This window comes from Clostridium oceanicum (assembly GCF_039521385.1).
In the GTDB taxonomy this organism is placed as follows: domain Bacteria; phylum Bacillota; class Clostridia; order Clostridiales; family Clostridiaceae; genus Clostridium_F; species Clostridium_F oceanicum.
This window is the reverse complement of sequence record NZ_BAAACG010000013.1, coordinates 215,477-240,195: the sequence shown is the minus strand read 5'-3', so window position 1 is coordinate 240,195 and position 24,719 is coordinate 215,477. Positions and strand designations below refer to the sequence as shown.

Here is a 24,719-nt window from a genome sequence, read left to right as displayed (position 1 = left end):
AATTCTGCTTTTTTACATATACATTCTTCTAATAAAATAAATTATTTAAAAATATTTATATTTCTTCAGAGTTTAAAAACACATCTCCAATGATACCATGTTTTAAATCTTTAGGATTAGTGTTATGAAAATCGGATCCAGCAGTATAAAACATATTATTTTCTATAGCTTTATTTATAAAATACTCTGTATCTTCTAGTTTGTTTCTATAATGTTTTGCTTCTATTCCATCAAAATCTAATTTCATAATCTCATCAACATATTTCTTATCAATAGAAACTGGATGAGCTAATACAACTAATGCATCAAATAGCTTTAATAATTTTATTCCTGAAACTGTTGATAACCTATTACTACCTATATTGATATTAATTATACCTTTTAAACTATTTTTCAATTTTTTTATATTATGATTTTTTATAAGTTTTAAGTATCTTTTAAATGAATTTTTTTTATACATATCACTTCTAAAATATCCTAATATATGAACTTTACTTCCTTTATATCTTGTTGATATCTCTACTCCTGGTATAACTTTAATTTTGTATTTTTCCCCATAGTAAATAGCTTCTTCTATACTTTTAGTTGTATTATGGTCAGTTATTGAAATTATATCTACTTTTCTTTCTTTGGAAATTTTTATTATTTCTTCAGGATTAAATTCTCCATCAGAAGCTGTAGAATGTATATGAAAATCCCCTTTTTTATACAAAAGTATCACCTAATTATATATTACTTATATATAATATTTATTTAAAATAAAAATTGTTACTATTTTTTATACTCCCTTACCAAAGCCGCATTTAGGGAAATTACAAATTTCACAATTCATACAAAATCCTCCATGTCCATATTCTATTATATCTTTATATTCTAGTCTTTCCTCTGCTAAAACCCTTGGAAGGACTAAATCAAAAACTGTTCTTTTATTATACATAACACATCCTGGAAGTCCTAATATAGGTATATTGTTATAGTAAGATACTAAAAACATAGCTCCTGGAAGTACTGGTGAACCATATGAAATAATATTTGCTCCTGTATTTTTTATAGCTCCTGGAGTAACATCATCTGGATCTACTGACATTCCTCCTGTACAAACTATTAACTCTGCTCCCTCATCTATAAATTCTTTTATAGCAGAAGATATTTTTTCTTTATCATCTGGAAGTATCTTTTGCCTTATAACCTCACAGTTGTATTCTCCTACTTTATCCTTTATTACTGGACTAAAAGCATCTTTAATTCTTTTATAATAAACTTCGTTTCCTGTTGTAACTATTCCAACTTTCTTACTTTTTATAGGAACAACTTTAATTATTTTTTCTTTTATTTTATCTTCTGCTTCTAATATTTTGTTTTCATCTATAATAAGTGGAATTACTCTAATTCCTGCAAGTTTTTGTCCCTTTTTAACAGGAGTATTGTTATGTATAGTTGAAAAACAAATCTCACCTAAATAGTTTAATTTAAACAATTCCTCTTTATTTATTTTTACTAATCCATCATACTTAGCTATGAAAGTGATTTTTCCTTCACTTAAATCACTAAATTCTAATCCTTCACCAGCTACTAATTTTTTTAATCTCTTTGCTGCATCATTTTCATGTAACATTCCTTCTTGTTTTTCAAAAACATATATATTATCTTTTCCTATTGAAAGTAAAACATCTATATCTTCATCTTTTATAATATGACCTTTTTTAAAAGCTCTCTTTTTCACTTTCCCCGGAATTATCATTGTTATGTCATGACACAAAACTTTTCCTACCGCTTCTTGAACTTTAATTTTTTCCACTTTAATCTCTCCCCAATCAACTTGTCTAATTATATGTATTTACATTCTTTAAAATCTTATTAGTTATAATTACAAGTAGCATTCCTAAAACAATAGTAAATATCATCATAATATTTGCATCTTTTGTATTTCCGCTCTCTACTGCATAATAAATTGCCATGGGTACTGTTTGAGTTTTTGAAGGTATATTCCCTGCTACCATAATAGTTGCTCCAAACTCTCCAAAAGCTCTAGCAAATGATAGTATTAATCCTGTTATAATTCCTCTTTTGCTTAAAGGAAGAATAATATCTTTAAATATTATATATTCACTTGCTCCCATAACTTTAGCAGATTCTTCATAGCAAGGATTTAAACTATTAAAGGTTGATTTACAAGTGTTATACATTATTGAAAATGACACAACAAAAGCAGCTATAGCTGCCCCTTGCCAAGTAAATACCAATTGTATTTTAAAAGTATCATATAGAAATTTGCCTATAATTCCATTCTTCCCTATAAGTATAAGTAATAAATATCCTAAAACTGATGGTGGTAAAAACATTGGACAAAGTATAATAGTTTCTATTAATGATTTAAATTTGAAATCATACTTAGTAAAAAACCTACCTAAAATTATGCCCATCATAAAACTAAAAAATGTAGCAATAAAAACAACCTTTAAAGATATTAAAATTGCATTTATTATCATATTATTATTTCAACACCTTAAATTTATATTTATTAAATATTTCTTTACTTTTATTATTCTTTATATATTTTATAAATTTATCTACTTTATCTTTTTTGCTACTGCTTTTTATAAATCCTAAGCCATAAAATATCTCTTTATGAGTATTGCTTTGTATTTTTGTTACCACATGACTATTTTTCAAATCTAAAGAATCACTTTCGTATATTATTCCTACTTCTGCTTCTCCTTTTTCAACATAATTTAATACCTGCTTTACATTAGCTGCAAAAACAATTTTATCTTTTATAGTATCCCATATTTTTAAATTTTGTAAACTTTCTTTTCCATAAATCCCTACAGGAACAGTTGTAGTTTCACCTATAACAATACTTACTTCTTTATTTTTTAAATCATCTAAAGAATTTATATTAGTTACTTTATTATTAGCTATTAAAACAATATCATTTGATAAAAAATTTTCATAGGAATTTTTATCTATCAATCCTTTATCAATAAGTCTTTTTACATTTAAGGGATCCGCTGACATAAATAAGTCCGCTGGAGCACCTCTTTCTATTTGCTTTTCTAATTTTCCAGAAGAAGCTAGATTTAAATCTACTTTTATATTATTTTCTTTTTCAAAATTATTAATTATTTCTTTAATAGGGTCCTGAAGACTACTTGCAGCACTTATTATTATATTGTTATCTTTTTTTTCTTTACTACCACAGCCTACTATAAATATATTTGTAATAATTATTATAAAAAATATATAAAATATTTTTCTTATGCTTTTATTCATAAATTTTTCTCCTAATTTTTATTATAATTTAGCTTTCTTCAAATCCTTTAAATGCTCTAAACTTCCTTTGTTTTTTATAAGTAATATTTCACCTAATATTCCAAAAGCAATTTCTACTGGATCTTCTGAAGATATATTTAGCCCTATAGGAGCATAAACTTTTTCAAGTTCATCTTTTGAAAAACCTTCTTTAAGTAATCTATTCTTTACTTTTAAGACTTTCTTTGAACTTCCTATCATTCCTATATATGAAGCATCTTTACCTAAAACTGCTCTTAAAGCCTTAGTATCTTCTTCTTCATTTCTAGAGGCTATAACTATATATGAATTTTTATTTATTTTATAACTTTTAAGTTTTTCTTCAGTGTTATCAGAAATTATTTCATCTACATTAGGAAAATATTTATCATTAAAATATTCTTTTCTGTCATCAACTACAACAGTATGAAATCCTAATAAACTTCCTATTTTATATACTTCTCTTCCTATATGACCTGCTCCTACTATTATTAATTTTTTACTAGGAGAAAAAACTTTTATAAATCCTTTTACTTCCCCTCCACAGTTCATTCCTATAGTTCCTTTATCATTTAACTTATAATGAAAATTTTTATTTTCACCATTTTTTATACATTTTTGTGCTTCTATAATTATTGAGTTTTCAATACTGCCTCCCCCTACAGATCCTAATATATCACCATCTTCTTTAACTGCCATTATAGAACCTTTTTTCCTTGGAGTAGACCCTAAACTTTCTGTTATAGTAACAAGTGCTATCTCTTTTCCCTTTTTTATATTATTATAAACTTCCTTTAAAATTATATCTTCCATTTAATCACCTACAATCTATTTTTTAATAATATATCTTCTAGTACTCTTTATAGCTGTTATAGATTTATCCATATAATCCACCTACTAATTTTTTATATTCTTCCATAGTATCAATATCTATAAGAGGTTTTTCACTATTTATTTGGACAAATATCCTTTTATCTAGATTAGAATTAATTATAGTCTTTCCTCCTTCATCACCAGTTATTTTCATTAAATCATCTTTATATTTAAAAGGAAAAATTGTGGGGTTTCCTTTTCTACCTCTATATTTAGGAATAATTATTTTATCCTTATTTTTTTCAAAAACATCTAATAAAGTTTTTATAGTTTTTTCATCTATAAAAGGCTGATCTCCTACTAAAAACATATATCCATCACTAGTTTTTGCATTTTTTACAGCAATCTTTATAGCTTCACTTTTACCTTTATATGCTTTTGTATTTTCAAAAGTATTTAATCCTTCCTTTTTAGCTATATCCAAAACATCTTTATCTCTACCTATAAAAATTATTTCATTGAAACAAATATTTTTTATGTTATCTATAACATGCTTTATAATAGGTTTACCCTTAAAATTCATCATAAGTTTATTCTTACCCATTCTTTTACTAAAACCTGATGCCATTATTATTGCAGTAACCATAATAAAACACTCCTAATATATTTTTTCAAAGCAATTATTCTTTATACTCCCACATATAATGGAATCTATATATTTTAGATCATTCTTTAATAATGCATTCCTTAATCTATTTACATGAAGCTTATCTTCATTATTTTCAACTTTATTTATATATAATATTTTTTCACCTTTTGCATTTTTAAATAAACCATCATTTTTATTAAGTATTAATTTAGAAGCATAGTCTACTGTCATCTTCTCTTTTATTTTGGCTTTTGTTAAATCTAAAAATTTATCAATTCTATGAATATTATTTTCTTCTATAATCATTCCTATAGTTTTTATATCAAATATTCCTATAGTTTTTTCACTTTTATTACAAACAACTGGTTCAAAACTTTCCCACCCCTTTAAAGGCTTTTCTTTAGAACCATCACTTTCTACAAAAATATAATCAAAATAATTTATAAATGTGCTACACTCTATAGGGTCTACCCCTATTATTTTATTTAATTCATTTAGTTTTAAACCATATACATAAATCCCTTTTTCTTTTAAATCTTTTATCTTATAAAAGTTTTCATTTCCAAATTCTATAAAATCATATTGGTTTTTCTGAGGTTTATAAATTTTAGTAGTAGTAGTAACTAAAACTTTGTTTTTACTTTTAAAGTCCTTAGCTAATTTAAACATAAGACTAGTTTTACCACCTGCTCCTACTATAGATGTAATACTATTTTTATTTATATTAAATATATTTTCCATAGATTAACCACCTCAAATTTTAAGGCTCTGAAACTTACAAAGTAAATTCAGAACCTTTATTGTTATTTTTCTTCCATTGCCATAAAAACTTTTTCTGAAGTAATAGGCAAGGTTCTTATGTTAACACCTACTGCATTTTTAACTGCTGCCGCTATTGCAGGAGGCGGTGTATTTATAACTACTTCCCCTATAGATTTTGCACCAAAAGGTCCAGTTTTTTCATAGCTCTCTTCAAAGTCTACTCTAACACTTTTAATATCTTTTCTACAAGGTATTTTATATTGCATAAAAGAATCTGTATCCATTTTGCCTTTGTAGTTATATCTTACATCTTCATACATTGCCATTCCTATTCCTTGGACAATTCCACCTTCTACTTGCATTATAGCAAGATTTCTATTTATAACAGTACCACAATCTACTACTGCTACATAATCTAGTAAATCTATCTTTCCTGTTTCTTTATCTACCTCAATTTCTGCAAAACCTGCTATAAAAGGTGGTGGAGATATTGGACTTCCATAACTTCCTCTTCCTATTAATTGAGTACCACTAGGTCCTAATAAAATTGCTCCAGAAAATTCTTTTAAACTTAATTTACTTTCATCTTTCATATTAACTATTATATTTTTACTAAATTCAATTTCATCTTTAGAAACTTTTAAAAATTCACTAGCAGATTTAATTATTTTTTTCTTTAATTCTTCTGCTGCTTTAACAACTGCCATTCCTGTTACATAGGTAGTACTTGAAGCATATGATCCTGGATCATAGGGTGAAGTATCGGTATCTGCAGCTACAACTGTTATGTTTTCCATTGAAGTTTCTAAAATTTCTGCTGCCATTTGTAAAAGTATTGTATCACTTCCAGTTCCCATATCAGTAGATCCTATATACAAAGTATAAGTCCCATCATCATTAAGTCTTATTCTAGCTGATGCTGAATCTATATTGGCAATTCCTGATCCTTGCATTGTTACAGCCATTCCTACAGCTCTAACTTTGTTTTCACTAATTTCTTTTGATGGATATTTTTCACTCCATCCTATCATCTTTTTACCTTTTTCAATACACTTATGAAGAGTAGTACTACTAAAACTTTTTCCTCCATAAGCTATAGATTTTTCTCCTTCTCTCATTAAGTTATTAAGTCTTAATAAAGTAGGATCTATATTTAGTTTTAATGCAAGTTCGTTTATAGCACACTCTAGAGCAAAAGTACCTTGAGTAGCCCCATATCCTCTAAGTGCTCCTGCTGGCATTTTATTTGTATAAACTACATTCCCTTTAAATCTAACAGCAGTAGTTTTATTATAAAGTGGTAATGTCTTTTGACCTACTACCCAAAATGTAGTTGGTGCATGTTCTCCATATGCCCCTGTATCTGACAATACATCTATATCAACAACCTTTATAGTTCCACCTTTATCTGCACCTACTCTTACTTTTAATCTCATAGCATGTCTACTTGTAGTTGTAGTAAAAGTTTCTTTTCTATCATATATGATTTTTGATGGTTTTCCAGTTTTTAAAGTTACAAGTCCTGTAAATATTTCTACTGCTGCAGTCTGTTTTCCTCCAAATCCACCACCAATTCTAGGTTTTATAACTCTTATTTTACTAGAAGGTATATTTAATGCTCTAGATAAATGTCTTCTTACATGAAAAGGTATTTGAGTTGAAGTAACAACAACTAATCTTCCAGTATGATCTATATAACTAAAAGCTCTATATGTTTCCATCATAGCATGAGCTTGTGCTTGTGTATAATAAGTTTCTTCAACAACTACATCACATTTTTTTATTTCTTCTTCCACATTTCCAAACTCTTCATTATGAGAACAAATTATATTTTTTTCTATATCCATTCCTAAATCTATATTACAATGTAAGTTATCTTCTTTATGGACTATAGATTTACTTTCTGTAGCTTTTTCAAAATCTAATACAGGTTCATAAATTTCATATTCAACTTTTATAAGTTTCATAGCTTTAAGTGCAGTTTTTTCGTCTACTGCAGCTACTATAGCAACCTCATCTCCTACATATCTTACAACTTGATCTAATATTAGTCTATCATAAGGAGACGGCTCAGGGTAAGATTGTCCTGCTAAAGTAAATCTTTCATTAGGAACATCTTTGTATGTAAAGATGCATTCTACTCCTTCAATATTTTCTGCTATTTTAGTATCTATAGACTTTATTTTTGCATAAGCATGAGGACTTCTCAGTATTTTTATAACAAGACACTCTTTCATAGCAATATCATTTGTATATCCTGGTTTACCTGTAGCAATAAACATACCATCTATCTTAGGATAACTTTTTCCTATATGCTTCATTACTGTTGTACCTCCAAATATTTTTTAACTGCTCTTAATTGACCTAAGTATCCTGTACATCTACAAAGATTTCCTGCTAAATATTCTTTAATTTCATCATCTGTAGGATTATTTAATTCTTTTTTCATAGCTACAACAGTCATTACAAACCCAGGGCTACAAAAGCCACATTGTTCTGCTCCTTCTTCTGTAAGTATTTTTGCAAACTTTTTAGCTTCAGTTTGTATTCCTTCCATTGTAGTTATTTTCTTTCCGTCAGCTCTTACTGAAAGTGTAGAACAAGACAGTGTAGGTTTTTCATCTACCCATACAGTACATAGCCCACAGCAAGTAGTGTCACATCCTCTTTTAACACTTAAATATCCTGCTTTTCTTAAAGTATCTATTAAAAGTTCATCACAATCTACTTTTAAATTATGTTTTTTATTATTTACAATAAGTTCTATCTGCATTCTACTACCTCCATAATAGCTCTTTTTAAAAGAACTTTACATAAAGCTTTTCTATATTCTAAAGAAGCTCTCATATTACTTCCAAAATCCAATTCATTTGATGCAATTTCTACTATTTTTTCTATATTATATGCATTCAAATTTTCCTCTTTTGATAAAGCTTCAGAAGCTTTTAAAGCTATTTTAGCTCCTCTAGGTCTTGCTCCAACTACAATTTTCCAATCATTTTCTAATTTTGATACAGCTACATTTAAAACTGGAAAATCACTTTTAGAATTTCTATGACTTTTATATACTCCAACTCTTTTATTATTTTTTATAAAAACTTTAGTTAATATATCTTTTTCATAAGGCCTTTTTAAAAATTCCTCTAAACTCATTCTTCCAGCTTTAAAAAGCTCCACTTCTGTATCTAAACAAAGTAAGGAGGTATTTACATCAGAAAATCCATATTTAGAAAATACAGTAGCACCTATATTAGCTACATTTCTAAATTGAATACCTATTATATCTTTTAAAGCTTTTTTTAAAACTCCGTTAAAAGCACCTTTTGTAGAAACATTTGTTTCCAAATCTCTAAGTGTAGAATATGCTCCTATTTCTATAAATTCCTTATCTTCTTTTATGTAATTTAAATTTAAATATTCAAGGTCAATGGCTGTTTGTATTCTTTTAGAACCTAACCTTAAAAATGCGCAACCACCTAAAATTGTATTATTTTTTTTAGAAACTAAAGTATCATATGCTTCTTCTAAAGTTTTAGGTTTAACTAACTTTGATATAGTAAACATTTTATACCTCCATTGTGATATTTATTTAGACATATTACTTACAGTATTCGATTTTGATTTATTTATTTCTATATCCTTAGGTAATATAAGATTTAAAAAGATAGCTATTATTGTAGATACAGCTACTCCCCCTTCAAATAGCATTTGCATCATATGTGGTAAATTCTTATATGCATCCGGTACTAAACTAAATCCAACACCTATTCCTAAAGATACAGCAAATATTACAGCATTTCTTCCAACTAAAGGTTCTTCAGTTATTTGATTTATTCCACTAACTAACATCATACTAAACATAACAAGGGCTGCTCCCCCTAAAACACTAGCTGGCATTAAGGCTATTACTGCACCTATTTTAGGAAATAGTCCACATAAAACTAAAAAAACCGCTCCTGTAGCTACAGAAAATCTATTTATTACTTTAGTCATAGTTATAATTCCTACGTTTTGACTATAAGCTGTATTTGGAAGCACATTAAAAATAGCAGCAAAAACAGTTCCTACTCCATCAGCTACAACTGCTCCTGATACTTGTTCATCTGTAGCTGTTTTCCCAAGACCTCCAGAAACTATACCACATGTATTACCTACTGTTTCAATAGTAGAAATAACAAATATTATACCCATTGATACTATAGCATCTAAATGAAATTCTACTCCAAATTTAAAAGGTATTGGTATAGAAACCCAATTTGTATTTGCAACAGAACTAAAATCAACTTTCCCCATAAATACTGCTATTATATATCCAATTATTAGTGCTATAAGAATTGATGACATACTAGTTATCCCTTTAGTAAATTGTTTCAATCCTAAAACTATTACTAACACTATAGAACCTAACATTAAGTTTTCAATTGATCCAAAATCTGGTGCACCTACTCCACCTGCAAAATACTTAACTCCTGTGGAAACTAAAGATAGTGCTATTGAAAATAAAACTATTCCTGTTATTAAAGGTGGAAAATATTTTCTGATATGCTTTAAAAAGAATCCTAATATTACTTGAAAAACTGCACCAACTAAAGCTGCTCCAAGAACTCCAGAAAGTCCATATTTCCCTGATATAGCTATACATACTGGTAAAAATCCAAAACTTGTTCCCATTATAATTGGAAGTTTTGATCCTACAGGTCCTATTGGATAACATTGTATTAAAGATACAATCCCTGCAACGAACATTGCACATTGAATTAGAAATGCTTTCTGCTCTACTGGTAATTTAAGAACATTAGATATTATTATTATAGGAGTTACATTACCAACAAACATTGCTAAAACATGTTGTAACCCTAATGGTATTGCTGATTTAAGTGGCGGTCTTCCATCTAAACTGTACAAAAGCTCATTTCTTTTATCTTTCATTTTCATTCCTCCAAGTTTAAATAAGTTTACTTAATGCCTTAAGATTTAGAATAATTATAACATAACTTGAAGAAAAAAGTCGAATGTTTTAATAAAAGTAAGTAATATAATTCGTATTTTTGTAAGTATTTTATTTTACTTGAAATAATATGAAGACACTAATACTTTTATATTAAATTTGGTATACTCTAATATTTTTTGTCTAAGTAAATAAAAATGTAAATTTATATAATCTAAAAAAGGAGTCTTATCTAAGACTCCCTTTTATCTGTTTTAATATTACATAATCTTTTTAATTTAAATTAACTACTGTTTTAAGTTTTTTTATAGGAAGTAGTACTACAACTACAGTTGTAAGTAATCCTTCAACTCCTGCACTAGTTGCATTATAGATAAAAGAATAAACCCATACGTTCATTCCCTCTGGTGCATACTGACCAAAATATACAGCTCCAGATACTATATTTATAGATACACTAACAACTACTGCAAGTAAACATCCTAATATCATTTTAGATTTTTTGTCATTTCCAAATACTCCTGCTAACCCTAAGGCCATAGTAGATAATATATAATCTAATAAAAACTGAGCTGGATGAATTATTACTGCTCCATTTAATAGTTTACAAAGTCCGAATATTAATCCACAAGTAAGTCCTTCTGATGTACCATATACTATAGAAAGAATCATTGCAGGAAGCATGGAAAATAAACTTATGCCTCCTCCTTGAGGATATTTTATAAATTGAATCATATATAATATATAAGACAATGCACTAAACATTGCTACTACTACCATAGACTTAGTTGTAATTTTAGTTTTTCTTAACTTAGCTAAGTAAATGCCTAAAAACACTATGCTTACTACCATTATAAGTATGTTTTTTATATCCATTATTTAACCTCCTTATATGCCATGTCCCAAAATTGTTTTTCATAAATACTACACTTTAAAAATATATCTAATAATTTCTTCTTTTTTTCTTCACTTATGTCTTTACATATCTTGTTTGTATAATCTATCCACTCTTCTGTGAACTTATCATAGCCTTCTGAATTATATGTATCTACCCATCCTTTATAAAAATTATCTTCTAGCTTGTCTTTATACTTTTCAGCAACATATTTTCCTACATAACTATAACTCCATGTACAGGGAAGAGTTGCTATGGCAGTCTCTATTAAGTCTCCTTTCAAACCTACAGCTTGCATATAGTTTGTATAATTTAATGTAACAAGTTCTTTCTCCATAAATTCTGCTTTACTTAGGTTTACTCCAAAACCTTTTAAGTACATTATATGAGATTCAGTTTCGTCTTCCATTGCTCCTTTTATAGAATTATAAAAAAACTTCATTTCATCCATAGTAGTAGCCTTAACAACTCCTATACAAAATACTTTTGAATACTCTTTAAGGTACAAATAATCCTGTATAAGATAACTTTTAAACTTCTCTTTAGGTAATGTTCCTTCTCCTAATTCTTTTATAAAAGGATGATTCAAATACTCGTCCCATATTGGTTTAGCTTCTTTAAATAAATACTCTGAAAACTCCATAATTTTTCCTCCCACTTTTCTTAGATACATTCAAATAAATAACTAGTGAATTTAATTTATTTTTCTATACCTAATGATAAAATTTTGCAAAATAAAAAAACTATACTCCAATAAGGAATATAGTTTAAAATATATGATTATTATATATTGTTAATAAAAGTATATAAATTTCTATACGTTAAGCTTTCCTCCGTTGGGATTATCCAAATCAGGTAATAAGGGTGTTGTCTCAGCCTTAACGGCACCCCTAGCTATTATTCTATTTTAATATAAGTATAAAATATTAAATCAAAAACATCAAGACTTTTAAATCATTAGTCCCATTACGATTATATCACTATAAACTCCATTCATATAATTCTCGTTTTTTAATCTTCCTTCTTCTTTAAAACCAAGTTTTTTATATAAATGTATTCCTCTATGATTAGTTTCATTTGTATCAAGATTAATTTTTTTAGTAATTCCATTTTCTTTTGCTAAGCTTATAAGTTTTTTTATAATTTTTGTTCCTAACCCCATATTGCAATATTTTTCTGATATAACTATTCCTAAAGTCCCTACATGTTTTCCTTTTGCTTTTTGAGTAGAAGTAATAGTTCCTATACTAATTATTTCATTATCTACTTTAGCTATTAATATTTCTGAGTTATCCTCTGCTTTAGTAGATTCTATAAAACTTTCATATTCCTTTAAAGACATACTAAATTCATTTTTACCAAATGAAAGAAATTCTGTTTCTCCACCTACTACATTATAAAAATCTATCATTTTTTGTGCTTCTTCTTTTTTAGGTTCTCTTACTATAACTTCTTGTCCATTTTTTAATAATATTTTTTCCATATACATAACCTCACTTAAATCTATAAATTACTAAATAAATCCTAGTAAACTTTTAAATTGTTTATGGTATTGTAAACATTTATAATTATACTATTATTAATATATTTTTACAAAGTTATAGTTTATATAATACTTTTATTTATTTTATGTCAAGAACAAAGTTTTTATTTGTTATTTCCATTTTTCCAATGCTTCTATCATAAATTTTCTTATATTTATATCATATACATGCTTTAATTTGTCTTCCATAAATACACTTTTAGGACTGCCGTCTCCTATAATTTGTCCTCTCTTTAGCATTATAACTTTATTACTAAATATATTGGCTAAATTAAGGTCATGTAATACACATATTACAATTTTATTATTATTTTTAGCCCAATCACATAAATTATTTAAAATGTCTATTTGATGTTTTAAATCTAAATGATTTGTTGGTTCATCAAGTAAAATAACTTCCGGATCTTGTGTAAAAGCTCTTGCTAAAAAAACTCTTTGAAGTTGTCCTCCTGATAGCTCATTTATAGCTTTATCTTTTAAGTCAGTTAATTCAACAGTCTCTATAGCTTTATTTATAATATCTTTATCTTCTTTTCTTAATGAGGACAGTGGACCTTTTAAATAAGCATATCTTCCTAAAGATATTGTTTCATAAACGGTATAAGAAAAATAAACATCGTTAGTTTGAGTCATAAGTGCAATTTTTTTAGATATATCTTTCCTACTTAATTTATTTATATTATTAGAGTCTAAAAGTATATCTCCCTTATATTTCATAAGTTTAGCTATAGCTTTTAAAAGTGTACTTTTACCGCATCCATTAGGACCAACTATAGAAATCATATTTCCTCTTTTAACTTTAAATGATATATTTTTTATAACGTCTATATTATCATATCCACAATTAATATTTCTAAGTTCTAACATTAAATCACCTACTTAGATTTTTTAAAATATATGTATGCAAAAAACGGTGCTCCAATTAATGCTGTTATTGCCCCTACTGGAAGTTCTGAAGGTACTACTATAGTTCTTGCTATTAAATCTGTAATAACCATAAAACATCCTCCCCATATTACACTCATGGGAATAACATAACTATGTTTTGCTCCAAATATTTTTCTTATAATATGAGGAATTATTAAATCTATAAATCCTATTACTCCACTTAAAGCTACAGCACTTCCTGTTAAAACAGAAGAAAAAATCAGTAAATTCTTTTTAACTTTATATGTATCTACTCCAACTGATTTAGCTTGATCTTCTCCAAAAGATAATATATCCATCTCTTTTAAATAAAACATAACACCCATTATTCCTATAATGAAAAATGGTATACCGACTTTAACATAAGACCATCCTTTCATAGCAAAAGAGCCCATTTGCCAAAGCACAATACTTTTTATATCTTCGCTGTTTAAAGCAGTTATCGTTGTTAATATAGCATTAAAAAACAGAGAAAAAACCATTCCTGCTAAAATTATAGTTTTATTTGACATTCCCTTATCTACCTTAGAAGAAAACCTAATAATAAAAAATACCGTTGTAACTCCACATAAAAAACCTACGAAAGGCATAGCAAGTTTGCCTATAAAAGGCACATAAATACCTGATATTAAAACTAATCCTACACCAAGGGAAGCTCCAGAAGACACTCCTAGAGTATATGGTGATGCCAATGGATTTTTAAGTATTGATTGAACTACAGCACCACTTACAGATAAAGATGAACCTACAATAAAAGCTAATAAAACTCTAGGTAATCTTATACTCCATATTATTGATATATTGTTTTTATCAATATCTTTAGTTATAGGTGTATGAAATATTTTATTAAATAATATAGATATTGTATCTAATAAATTAATATTGGAACTTCCTATGGAAATTCCAACACATAAAACCAAAATCACTAAAAAAATTGATAATATTATTAAAACTTTTTTCTTATTCATGTTTATCTTTATAAATATCCTTCGACATTTCTTTTAAAGCTTTTATTATATTATTAGATGGTCTAGATGAATAGTTTTTATCTATATAATAAACATTATTGTTTTTTACTGCTTTAATATTTTGCCATCCTGTGCGGGTTTTTATAGATTTAAGGGCATCTTTTTTAGGTTCACTTGTAAATATTACATCTGGATTAGCTTTTATTACTGATTCACTATTTACAGTTAACCAAGACTTTTGGTTTTTAAATATATTTTCTCCTCCAATAACTTCTATCATCTCATTTAAAAATGTATCTTTTCCAAAAGTAAATAATGATGGAGTTGATCCTATTTCAAAATAAACACTTTTTTTACCCTTTATCTTATCTCCTATTTCTTTCATAGATTTTATTTCTTTTTTCATGTCACTTACTATCTCGTTACCTTTTTTTTCAGTATCTGTAACCTTAGATATAAACTTAATGTCATCATATATACCTTCTATACTAGAGCTACTTGGTATATATACAACTTCTATACCAGCTTCTTTAACTTCAGAAAAAGGATCCTCATTTCCATCTCTATTATGGCCTGAAGCTATTACTATATCTGGTTTTAATGAAACTATTGTTTCTACGTCTGGCGTTCTAAAATCTATTTTTTTAGCTTCTTTATTTACACCTTTAACATCTTTTGAATACTTATCTATAGCAACTAGTTTGTCTCCTAACCCAAGTTCTACTAAAACTTCTGTATTAGAAGGTGCCGTAGATATTATAGTATCTACCTTTTTAGGAAGCTTAAATTCGTTTCCTTCCCTGTCCTTCATAACTTGAGTTTTTTGACTACATCCTGTTAAAGCACCTATAACTATAAAAATCATAAATACTATAGATAATAATTTGTTTTTTAATTTCATATGTATACTCCTTTTTATTTATTAAGGGTTATAAATGCAAAATTATCATTGTTAAAAATTTTTAAATTTACTAATAAATTTATGATTTCCTATACAATAAAAAAACATACTCTTTTAAGAGTATGGGCTAAAATACATAGTTATTAAAGGATAGATTAATAAAAAAACTCCCTTACTATTATGTATAATAAACTATCTAATATTTCACCCTCAGAAAATACTAGTTTCTATAACAAGCAGGTCTCCCGACTTAACTTCATCCTACTATCTAGCCTTCCCAAATTTATCAGTGGCATATTAAGATTTCGTCAGTTTCACGGTTACTGGGGCAGTTGAAGAATTTAACTTCATTCCCTATTAAGGTAGATAAAAATAAATAACTAATCAATATATTTTAAATTTATTATTTATTTTCAATACCTAAGTATAAACACTTGTTATAACTTTTGAAATTGTTTTAATAAATTTTATATTATCAATCTATAACATTATATATCAATTTTTTAAAATTATAAAGGAATCTATAAAATAACAACCTTCCCCCTATACAGAATGGAAAATACTAATTATTAACTTTATTCTATATAGGGGGTATATTTAAAATTTTTTTTATTCTTTAGAGCTACTTAAACCTACATAAGCATTAAATGCTCCTATAATAATAAAAACAAGACCAAAATCTTTTTTCTCAACTAAACGTATTATACCAAAAAATATAAAAATAATTCCTACAACAAAATATAATTTCCATACAGCTTTACCTGGAGTTACTTTACTATTATTATTTTCATTTTTCCATAACTGATTTAATCTAAAACTATATGCACAAAAGGGCATAAAACTAAAGATAAATACAACAATACTTACCAAAAGCAATGCTAATATAACAAGAAATATAGGCCTAAAAATTTTCAAAGAAATAACTAACAAAATACCTAAAATAACAGATGAAACTAAAGAATAAATAGACCCTTTACCCATTTGTTTTTTTATCCTAGTATATTTATCAATCTCTGATTCACGATCACTATAAATAGGCTTTGTACCTTCTTCTGCTGAAAAAATGTGTATTTCATTACCCATAGAAAGAACATGTTTCCAACCTGCCTCTAAAAATATATTAAAATATTCATCACTTGCTTCATTTTGATAATCTAAGCTATATTCTATATCTTTAGGCTTATCTTTTTTTAATTTATAGAAAAACCCTCCAACTATACTTTCTAATATCCAACCTTTTTTAGCATAATTTTTTAATTTTTTCATATCACTTTCTTCACTAAAAGCAAACCCACCTATCATAAAATATTTATTTTTCATTTGGCATTTTCATCTCCCTTTAATCTATCTTAAAAAATTCTCAGCGAATTTTACCATTTGCTTCTTTCTATCAATCTCTTTCAAGAGCATCTCTTTTCCTAAATTTGTAATTTTATATGTCTTTTTATTTTGGTGTTTTTCAGATTTTAACTCTATAAGCCCTGCTTTTAAGAGTTTTTTAATAGTTGTATAAAGTGATGCAGGTCCAATTGTAACCTCACCATTAGTTAATTCTTCAACTGTTTTCATAATTAAATATCCATGGTTTTCCTCTATAACACTTGCCAGTATATAAAAAGCAGAATCCGTTAATTCGCCTACACCAATAGAATCTTTCCTTGCCATGTTATTCTCCTTTCTATACAATGTATCATTTAATGATATATCATTAAATAAACTATATCATTTAATGATATATATGTCAATTTTACTATACATCATTTTTAATATGTTTAAATTAGTTAAAAACAAATAAATTAAGTTAAAACCTTAAATTTATAATTTTATTAATATCTATATATAAGCTATTAATTTTATAGAAATAAAAAAATGACTAATGAATCCGGTACATTAGTCATTTAAAAAAATATTTAATTTTTAATTAATTCCAGAAGAATAACCAGTACTAGTTTGTTTTTCATTATATTTTAATGCTAATGCATTTGTATTCTTAATTAAAATATTCATAGCAACAAAAGGTCCTATTCCACATAAAAAAGCTCCAAATATAAACCACATAAGTACTGATGTTCCATTTTCAGAAAAATGTAACTTATATCGTGATGCATTTTCTGCTAACCTATTACCAATATTATAATACCAAAACCATGCATATATTCCACATGTAATTATAGATAATAAAATAAATTTTAAAAGTCCTCCTGTTTTCTTTCCATCGCCATCACACATTATATTAACATCTTGAGCTAATTTGTAAATAAACCAATACCCATATATACCTAATGTTAAAATAGTAAATAATATGTATTTTCCAAGTCCTCTATTTGTATTAATCATTGAAATCTCCTTTTTGTAAAAAACTATAAAATTTATAAATAAGTCCATTTTTAATATTTATATTAATAACAATACCATCCGGATTAAAAAGTCTAAATATATATATTGTTATAAATGCTACTATTCCAACAATTATTAACACCTTAAATTTTTTATCAGATATTCTATCCTTCACTAAAAATAAGAAAAAATAAATTACAGGTAAAAAAAATAATGGATGATAATAAAATGCTCCTTTAATATCTAAATGAAATAGGCATCCCCATGCTCTAGTCATTCCACAACCAGCACATGAAATACCTGTTAAAAATTTAATAGGACATCCAATTCCAATAATGTTATAAAAACCATATAATGAAACCATAATAATTCCAAATTTAATATATTGATTAATCTTTATATTTTTCATATTAATATATCCATTCAAAATTTAGTTATAATTTTTTCAATTTATTATACTATATTATTCATTATATGACAATATTTTATATTTTTCTTCTTTTATTTCTATAATAGTTCAAATTTAAAATATCTTAAAAATTTAAACTAAGTTTATTCAATCTATAAATTTTTACAAAAAAAAACGACTAATGAATCCGGTACATCAGTCATTTAAAATATTATTTTTTATTTTTCATATATAGCCTAGTAAAATATACTAATTATATTTTCACTATTATCTACCTATAAAATTAAAATTGTATCTTTTATAAAACTTGTAAACTCTTAAATTTAATTACCTTCATTTTCAGTTTTTTTATTTGTTAATGATCCTGAGTCTTCCTTACCATTTGTTTCCTCTGTAGATGTTTTTAAATCTGTATTTTCATCTGTGCTATCATTTTGCTCTTTAGAATCTATATTTTCATTTGTTTTATCCTGTGATTGTTTTGGATCTACATTTTTATTTGTTCCACTATCTTTAAAATTTGTATTTGTATTTTCATTTTTTGTTCTTGTTGATGATTTCGAATTTGAATTTTTATTTGGTTTTTCTGTTGATGATGTTGAATCTTTATTTTCATTTCCTTTATCTAACTTTCCATTTGAATCTATATTTTTATTTTCTTTATCAGATTCTTTTTTTGAATCATTAGACTTTTTAGGAACACTAGTTTTTGTACTTGGTGCTTGTTTATCATTTGAAGCTCCATTAAAATAAAATTTTATTAAAGCTCCCATAATCACAACTAGAAGAATAGATGTAATTGCTATTATTATTTTTTTATTTTTATTAAGTTTATTTTTTCTAGGGATTATTTTTCTATTTTTATTATTTACTAACTTATCAGATTCTGATACTTTATCCATAATCATTGTTAAATCATTATTTGAGTCAGAAGCTGTATTATTTTTTTTTCTATCTTCCCTTGAAATTATATTGTTTTTATCCTTAGATTTATTAAACAATAAGAATGAAGATAAAAAATTATTTTTTCCATCTATAGAATGTATTTGCTTAAAATTTTCAGGTGATCTCATTGTAATAATAGGCTTATTACAATCTTCCACATATACTGTAACTGAAAATTTATCCCCTTTACTTAAAAAAGGTATACATATATCTAAAGTATTATTTTTTATTAAAGATTCAAATTTTAAACCTTTTGTTATTTTAGCATTTTCAAATTTTAAATTATTTTCTAAACTATGTATATTTAAAGTTAGATCATGTATTATTTTTTTTGATTGATTAGAAACATGAATAATATATGAGTATACTTTTTTATTATCTTTTTCTTTAACTTTAGGCTTTCCTATATCACATAATATTCTAGGCCCTAAATTTCTCCAATAATCCAGTAATAATCCAGATATAATTGATATCATTATAGTTATAATCGCAGTTTTAATAATATTCATCATATTAACATTCTCTTCCTTACTATTTCAGATTTCCTAATAAATTATAAGTTTTATAGATAGTTGTGTCAACTAATAAAAATATTTCTATTTTTATTAGTTATTTACAAAAATAAAACTAAATTTTATAAAAATATTAACATTTAGTTTTATTTTTATTTGATGATGAAAAATTCAATATATTTATTATTAAATCTACTATTAAAACAACATATATATCTAAAATATTTTTTAAAACTACATGTAACACCCTTTATTATATAAAAAATATTAAATGTAAATGTTTTAGAATCAAGAAATTTATGAAAAATTTATAATTTATTTAAAATAAAAAAAACCACTAGTTAAACTAATGGTTTTTCAATCTCCAGCATGATGCTTCTGCAAAACCAACACATGAAGACCTACATCCACTATTTGATTAGTTGTCCTTAAAAAAGTTACCTATATCAAAGACTAGCTTTTCACTTTCTTGATATTTTTAAAATTGATTTTCTATATATTTTTTATTTTTTAATTTGAACCTTAAATATTGCAATTTAACTATTCACTAGAAAACTTTTATTATAACTTTATTAAAACTTATTGGCACCTCAAACAATCTAAATTTTTCTAGTTAACTATTTTTCTTTAATATGGATTTTACTGACCTTTTCAGCACATCAAAAAAACTTAATGAACGAACTATTCGATTTTCATCAACATAGTTTCGAACAACACGAAGTACTTTTTTAGGTTCTTTAGAAGCAAAAGTATAAGTACCATTTTTCTTAGTTCGAATTGCATATCTAGGAATCCACTTTCCTTTTAACATTACAGATGTAATAACATAATCAACTTCTTCCCAAGGAATTTGAATATATTTACCTGAATCACGGGAATTATAGAACTCAAAACCTTTATCTCCTATCATAATCTTTCCATAGTTTGAAATACCAGTAAAAGCTGTTGCATCAATTACTAAATCTACCTTTGTATTAAGTGATTGAACCATTTAACTCATACCTCTTTTCTACTTATATATACATTCATTTTTATTATATGTTTTCTATATATTTCTATCAATTATTTTTTAAAAAACATATAATAATTTTTATTTAATAAAAAGCTTAGGCTAAAAAGCCTAAGCTTATAAAACATTACATTAAACCTATTAAGTGGAAAACAATACCAGCCGCAAATAATCCAAAGATGATTAAAATTGGAGATACTTTTTTCTTTAACAATTTCATACAAATAAGTGTAACTAATAACCCTGCAAGTCCAGGAATTAATAAATCTAAGTTATTTTGCAAAGTAGTAACTTTGTGATCAGTTAATGACAAACCTGCACCTTGTTGTAAAAGAGCTTCTTTAATTCCTTTTGCACCTTCTGGAATCTTACTCCAATTAATGTAAGCACCTTTACTCAACTTAACAGATGATACTACTGGTGTAAATTTAACAGATACCCATCTGTTTACTAATGATCCTAAAATGAACATACCAAGGATGGATGCTCCTTTTGTAATATCTTGTAATAAACCACCGGATAAATCATCAGTAATACGAGATCCTGTCTTGAACCCAAACTCTTGTGTATACCACATGAAAGCCATACGAATAGCATTCCAAGCAAAGAAAAATATAATTGGTCCAAGTATGTTACCACTCATAGCAAGTGAAGCTGCTAAACCTCCTAATATTGGTCTAAGAGTAAACCAGAAAACTGGATCTCCAACACCTGCTAAAGGTCCCATCATACCAACTTTAACACCTTGAATAGTTACATCGTCTATTTCCATACCGTTTGCACGGTCTTCTTCTAAAGCTAATGTTACACCAAGAACTGGTGAAGCTACATATGGGTGAGTGTTAAAAAACTCTAAGTGACGTTTTAATGCAGCTGCTCTTTCTTCTTTAGTTTTATATAATTTCTTGATTGCTGGAATCATAGCAAATGCCCAACCACCATTTTGCATTCTTTCATAGTTCCAAGAACCTTGAAGGAAAAATGAACGGAACCAAACAGAAATACGATCTCTTTTTGTTAACTTTAATTTTTTTAACATTTTCGTTTTCTCTCCCTTCTTAGTATTTATCAATAAGATCCCCTACCGGATCACCAATATTTGAATTTCCACCATTACCTGAACCACCTTGTTTACTAAGTGCTAGGTAAATAAGAGCTAAGGCTACACCTATTGCTCCAAGTCCTATAAGTGTAATTTGTGAAATAGTTGCTAATACAAAACCAATTACAAAGAATGGCCATACTTCTTTTGTAGCCATCATATTGATTACCATTGCATAACCAACAGCTACAACCATTCCACCACCTATTGCTAAACCATCTGTTAACCAAACAGGCATAGATTCAAGTAATGCACGAATTGGACCAGGTCCAACTGCTAATATTAATGCTGCTGGAATTGCAATACGTATACCTTGTAAACATATAGCAATTATTTGCCACATTTCAACAGCTCTTAAATTTCCTTCTTTAGCTGCAGAATCCATAAAGTGTACGAAAGCTGTAGCAATAGTACGACAAATAATTGTTAATAATAGCCCTGCAACTGCTAGAGGAACAGCAATAGCTATTGCTGAAGAAACTCCTGCCTGACCTTGACCTCCAAGAACTAAAATTATTGCGGATGCAACAGATGCTAACGCTGCATCAGGTGCTACGGCAGCTCCTATATTTGCCCAACCTAAAGCAATCATTTGAAGAGAACCACCTAAGATTAAACATGGTAATAAATTTCCTGTAACTAATCCAATTAATGTACAGGCTACTATTGGTTGATGGAATTGGAATTCATCCAATATACCTTCTATACCAGCTAAAAATGCTACAAAAACAACTAATAGCACTTGAACTATATTTAAAGTCATAATTATTAATCCTCCCTTTCATCTAACTAATTAGATTATTTTCGTTTATTTAATTCATCTTGTGCTTTTTTAAGTATTTGATTCATATCTTCCTTTGAATCATTTGGTACTTTACGAACATCAAAATCAAGTCCAGCTTGTTTTAACTTGTTGAATGTATCAACGTCTTTCTGATCCATAGCAAGGGCTTTATTTAATTGAACCTTTCCTATAGAGTGAGCCATAGAACCAATATTTATTGTTTTTAAAGCTATTCCAGCTTCTACAACTCTAAGCACATCTTCTGGATTTTCAAAAAGAAGTAGTGCACGTTGTCCTCCAAAATGTTCATTATCTTTTCCAAGTTTAATCATATGATCAACTGGAACAACATGAGCCTTAACTCCTGGAGGAGCAGCTTGTTGGATTAAGTTTTTACGAAGATCATCTTTAGCTACTGCATCTGAAACAACAATAATTCTTGTAGGGTTAACAGTTTTTGACCAAGCAGTAGCCACTTGTCCGTGAAGTAAACGAGAATCAATACGAGTTAAAACATATTCGAATGATCCTGGTGCTCCTGCGTTACTTTGTTGATTTGAAACTGCTCCAGTTTTAGCAGTATCTGCTGGTTCTAATTTTTCTGGCTTAATTTTAACTCCTTCTCTAGCTGACGTTAAGATAGAAGCTGCAATTTCCTGTGCAGATTCCATTGAAAGACGAGAACCATAAGCTTCAATAACCATCGGTAAATTCATACCAGCTACAATTGCCCATTTATCTTTGTGTTCTTCAAATAATGTATTAGCTTGATTAAATGGTGTACCACCCCAAAGATCAACTAAGAATAAAACTTCATCTTGGTTATCAAAGGATGCTACTGCTTCTTTAATTTTAGCCTTAATATCATCAGGTCCTTCACTAGGCATCAATGAAACAGCTTTTACATTTTCTTGTTCTCCAAAAATCATTTCACTAGATTGCAATATGCCTTTAGCAAATTCTCCATGACTTGCAAGAATAATTCCTACCATTTTTATACCTCCTATTTTTTTATTGTTACAAAAACGAAAAGCATGAGCATTTAAAAATAAAACAAAATAATATAAAATGAAATTTCATCGCATTATGTGCACCCTAAATTAACCTATAAAAAATATGATAATATCTTATAAAACTGTACAAATATGCGATATAACAAATGTATATTATTTTATTTTATTTCTCTATGCTCATGCCTAATTTAATAGTAACACGCTAGATATTCTTATAATTTACTTATAAACTCTTACTATATATATTTCTAATTTGATTACGTTTTCATCATAACACTTTTTTTTAAGTTTTGCAATACAATTTTAAAATTTTTCAAAGTTTCTTAAATCTAATTTCATATAATTGGTTTTTATTGCATTATTAAACCTTTACATCACATTGTAAAATTTAACATTATGAATTATTATTATTCTACAACTATTAATATTATTTTATATAATGTTAATAGCTTTTCAAAAACAAAAAGTCCTTGAATCCAAGGACTTTATATTTTATCAATATTATAATTTATGTATGGTGGAAGCGAGGGGAATCGAACCCCTGTCCGAAAACAGCAACTCTTGAGCATCTCCGAGTGCAGTCTATCTTTTGACATTCCCTCCTCTAGACACCGACAGACAGGTTTCTAGATTCAGTAGCTTCATTAATTCCGTTCTTTACTCAAAGCTTTGTAAAGCTCGGTTCCCCACTAATCGACGCCAGGTCCTAAGCTGTGGGAATCTTAGGTTGACGAGCTGCGCTAATTAGGCAGCTAATGCTAAATTATTGTTTTCAATTATATTTAACTCCTAGTTTTTTTACGAAGGCCCAGGAACCCCTTCGACTCGCTTCTCAAGAGCAACTTGCCCCCGTCGAAACCATTACGCCCCCATGTTATTAATAATCAACATGTACATATTATTATACTACA

The 24,719-nt window shown here is 27.2% G+C and carries 26 protein-coding genes, 1 other RNA gene and 2 riboswitches; all 27 genes read right to left on the bottom strand.

What is annotated here, in order from left to right; genetic code table 11:
- Positions 1-55: 55 nt before the first annotated feature.
- On the bottom strand, positions 56-712 hold the full coding sequence (locus ABDZ71_RS15085) for a PHP domain-containing protein (protein WP_343762827.1): 657 nt from the start codon (positions 710-712) through the stop codon (positions 56-58).
- A 66-nt stretch (positions 713-778) separates the two neighbouring features.
- Complete coding sequence (locus tag ABDZ71_RS15080) at positions 779-1,798, bottom strand: molybdopterin-binding protein (RefSeq protein WP_343762825.1); 1,020 nt, start codon at positions 1,796-1,798, stop codon at positions 779-781.
- A 25-nt stretch (positions 1,799-1,823) separates the two neighbouring features.
- Positions 1,824-2,489, bottom strand: coding sequence for a molybdate ABC transporter permease subunit (modB, locus tag ABDZ71_RS15075; RefSeq protein WP_343762823.1), 666 nt, complete (start codon positions 2,487-2,489; stop codon positions 1,824-1,826).
- A gap of 4 nt (positions 2,490-2,493) precedes the next feature.
- Positions 2,494-3,273, bottom strand: coding sequence for a molybdate ABC transporter substrate-binding protein (modA, locus tag ABDZ71_RS15070; protein ID WP_343762822.1), 780 nt, complete (start codon positions 3,271-3,273; stop codon positions 2,494-2,496).
- Positions 3,274-3,294: 21 nt separating this feature from the next.
- Positions 3,295-4,104: an XdhC family protein gene (locus ABDZ71_RS15065; protein ID WP_343762820.1), complete on the bottom strand. Its 810-nt coding sequence runs from the start codon at positions 4,102-4,104 to the stop codon at positions 3,295-3,297.
- 64 nt (positions 4,105-4,168) lie between these two features.
- On the bottom strand, positions 4,169-4,750 hold the full coding sequence (mocA, locus tag ABDZ71_RS15060) for a molybdenum cofactor cytidylyltransferase (RefSeq protein WP_343762818.1): 582 nt from the start codon (positions 4,748-4,750) through the stop codon (positions 4,169-4,171).
- 12 nt (positions 4,751-4,762) lie between these two features.
- The gene (gene yqeC / locus ABDZ71_RS15055; protein ID WP_343762816.1) at positions 4,763-5,494 is read right to left on the bottom strand and encodes a selenium cofactor biosynthesis protein YqeC; all 732 of its coding nucleotides are present in this window, start codon (positions 5,492-5,494) and stop codon (positions 4,763-4,765) included.
- A 62-nt stretch (positions 5,495-5,556) separates the two neighbouring features.
- Entirely contained in the window at positions 5,557-7,836 is a 2,280-nt protein-coding gene (locus ABDZ71_RS15050; RefSeq protein WP_343762814.1) for a xanthine dehydrogenase family protein molybdopterin-binding subunit, read from the bottom strand.
- A complete protein-coding gene (locus tag ABDZ71_RS15045; protein WP_343762812.1) occupies positions 7,836-8,288 on the bottom strand; it encodes a (2Fe-2S)-binding protein in 453 nt (150 codons plus the stop codon). The genes ABDZ71_RS15050 and ABDZ71_RS15045 overlap by 1 nt, the downstream gene beginning before the upstream one ends.
- Complete coding sequence (locus ABDZ71_RS15040) at positions 8,279-9,079, bottom strand: FAD binding domain-containing protein (RefSeq protein WP_343762810.1); 801 nt, start codon at positions 9,077-9,079, stop codon at positions 8,279-8,281. The genes ABDZ71_RS15045 and ABDZ71_RS15040 overlap by 10 nt, the downstream gene beginning before the upstream one ends.
- 21 nt (positions 9,080-9,100) lie before the next feature.
- The gene (locus ABDZ71_RS15035) at positions 9,101-10,444 is read right to left on the bottom strand and encodes a uracil-xanthine permease family protein (RefSeq protein ID WP_343762808.1); all 1,344 of its coding nucleotides are present in this window, start codon (positions 10,442-10,444) and stop codon (positions 9,101-9,103) included.
- Between the two features lie 292 nt (positions 10,445-10,736).
- Positions 10,737-11,339 carry an energy-coupled thiamine transporter ThiT gene (gene thiT / locus ABDZ71_RS15030; protein WP_425544719.1) on the bottom strand — a complete coding sequence of 201 codons (603 nt, stop codon included), beginning with the start codon at positions 11,337-11,339 and terminating at the stop codon, positions 10,737-10,739.
- Positions 11,339-12,001 carry a thiaminase II gene (gene tenA, locus ABDZ71_RS15025; RefSeq protein ID WP_343762806.1) on the bottom strand — a complete coding sequence of 221 codons (663 nt, stop codon included), beginning with the start codon at positions 11,999-12,001 and terminating at the stop codon, positions 11,339-11,341. The genes thiT and tenA overlap by 1 nt, the downstream gene beginning before the upstream one ends.
- A gap of 168 nt (positions 12,002-12,169) precedes the next feature.
- Positions 12,170-12,260: riboswitch (TPP riboswitch) on the bottom strand.
- Positions 12,261-12,307: 47 nt separating this feature from the next.
- Positions 12,308-12,841 (bottom strand): GNAT family N-acetyltransferase, encoded by a 534-nt coding sequence (locus ABDZ71_RS15020; RefSeq protein ID WP_343762804.1) that lies wholly within the window; start codon positions 12,839-12,841, stop codon positions 12,308-12,310.
- A gap of 171 nt (positions 12,842-13,012) precedes the next feature.
- Positions 13,013-13,768 (bottom strand): ABC transporter ATP-binding protein, encoded by a 756-nt coding sequence (locus ABDZ71_RS15015; RefSeq protein WP_343762802.1) that lies wholly within the window; start codon positions 13,766-13,768, stop codon positions 13,013-13,015.
- 8 nt (positions 13,769-13,776) lie between these two features.
- Entirely contained in the window at positions 13,777-14,796 is a 1,020-nt protein-coding gene (locus tag ABDZ71_RS15010; protein ID WP_343762801.1) for a FecCD family ABC transporter permease, read from the bottom strand.
- On the bottom strand, positions 14,789-15,697 hold the full coding sequence (locus tag ABDZ71_RS15005) for an ABC transporter substrate-binding protein (RefSeq protein ID WP_343762799.1): 909 nt from the start codon (positions 15,695-15,697) through the stop codon (positions 14,789-14,791). The genes ABDZ71_RS15010 and ABDZ71_RS15005 overlap by 8 nt, the downstream gene beginning before the upstream one ends.
- Before the next feature lie 218 nt (positions 15,698-15,915).
- Positions 15,916-16,097, bottom strand: a riboswitch (cobalamin riboswitch).
- A 209-nt stretch (positions 16,098-16,306) separates the two neighbouring features.
- Positions 16,307-17,017, bottom strand: coding sequence for a DUF2812 domain-containing protein (locus ABDZ71_RS15000; protein WP_343762797.1), 711 nt, complete (start codon positions 17,015-17,017; stop codon positions 16,307-16,309).
- Between the two features lie 24 nt (positions 17,018-17,041).
- Positions 17,042-17,362, bottom strand: a complete 321-nt coding sequence (locus tag ABDZ71_RS14995) for a PadR family transcriptional regulator (protein ID WP_343762795.1) — start codon at positions 17,360-17,362, stop codon at positions 17,042-17,044.
- A 252-nt stretch (positions 17,363-17,614) separates the two neighbouring features.
- A complete protein-coding gene (locus ABDZ71_RS14990; protein ID WP_343762794.1) occupies positions 17,615-18,034 on the bottom strand; it encodes a DUF4234 domain-containing protein in 420 nt (139 codons plus the stop codon).
- Positions 18,027-18,443 (bottom strand): DUF2752 domain-containing protein, encoded by a 417-nt coding sequence (locus ABDZ71_RS14985; RefSeq protein ID WP_343762793.1) that lies wholly within the window; start codon positions 18,441-18,443, stop codon positions 18,027-18,029. Before ABDZ71_RS14985 ends, ABDZ71_RS14990 begins: the two co-directional genes overlap by 8 nt.
- Before the next feature lie 323 nt (positions 18,444-18,766).
- Complete coding sequence (locus tag ABDZ71_RS14980) at positions 18,767-19,900, bottom strand: hypothetical protein (protein ID WP_343762792.1); 1,134 nt, start codon at positions 19,898-19,900, stop codon at positions 18,767-18,769.
- A gap of 613 nt (positions 19,901-20,513) precedes the next feature.
- Positions 20,514-20,891: a DUF956 family protein gene (locus ABDZ71_RS14975; RefSeq protein ID WP_343762789.1), complete on the bottom strand. Its 378-nt coding sequence runs from the start codon at positions 20,889-20,891 to the stop codon at positions 20,514-20,516.
- Between the two features lie 145 nt (positions 20,892-21,036).
- A complete protein-coding gene (locus ABDZ71_RS14970; RefSeq protein WP_343762787.1) occupies positions 21,037-21,948 on the bottom strand; it encodes a PTS system mannose/fructose/sorbose family transporter subunit IID in 912 nt (303 codons plus the stop codon).
- A 19-nt stretch (positions 21,949-21,967) separates the two neighbouring features.
- Positions 21,968-22,774 carry a PTS mannose/fructose/sorbose transporter subunit IIC gene (locus ABDZ71_RS14965; protein ID WP_343762786.1) on the bottom strand — a complete coding sequence of 269 codons (807 nt, stop codon included), beginning with the start codon at positions 22,772-22,774 and terminating at the stop codon, positions 21,968-21,970.
- A gap of 35 nt (positions 22,775-22,809) precedes the next feature.
- Positions 22,810-23,787: a mannose/fructose/sorbose PTS transporter subunit IIA gene (locus tag ABDZ71_RS14960; protein ID WP_343762784.1), complete on the bottom strand. Its 978-nt coding sequence runs from the start codon at positions 23,785-23,787 to the stop codon at positions 22,810-22,812.
- Positions 23,788-24,323: 536 nt separating this feature from the next.
- Positions 24,324-24,679: a transfer-messenger RNA gene (gene ssrA / locus ABDZ71_RS14955) on the bottom strand.
- Positions 24,680-24,719: the final 40 nt, after the last annotated feature.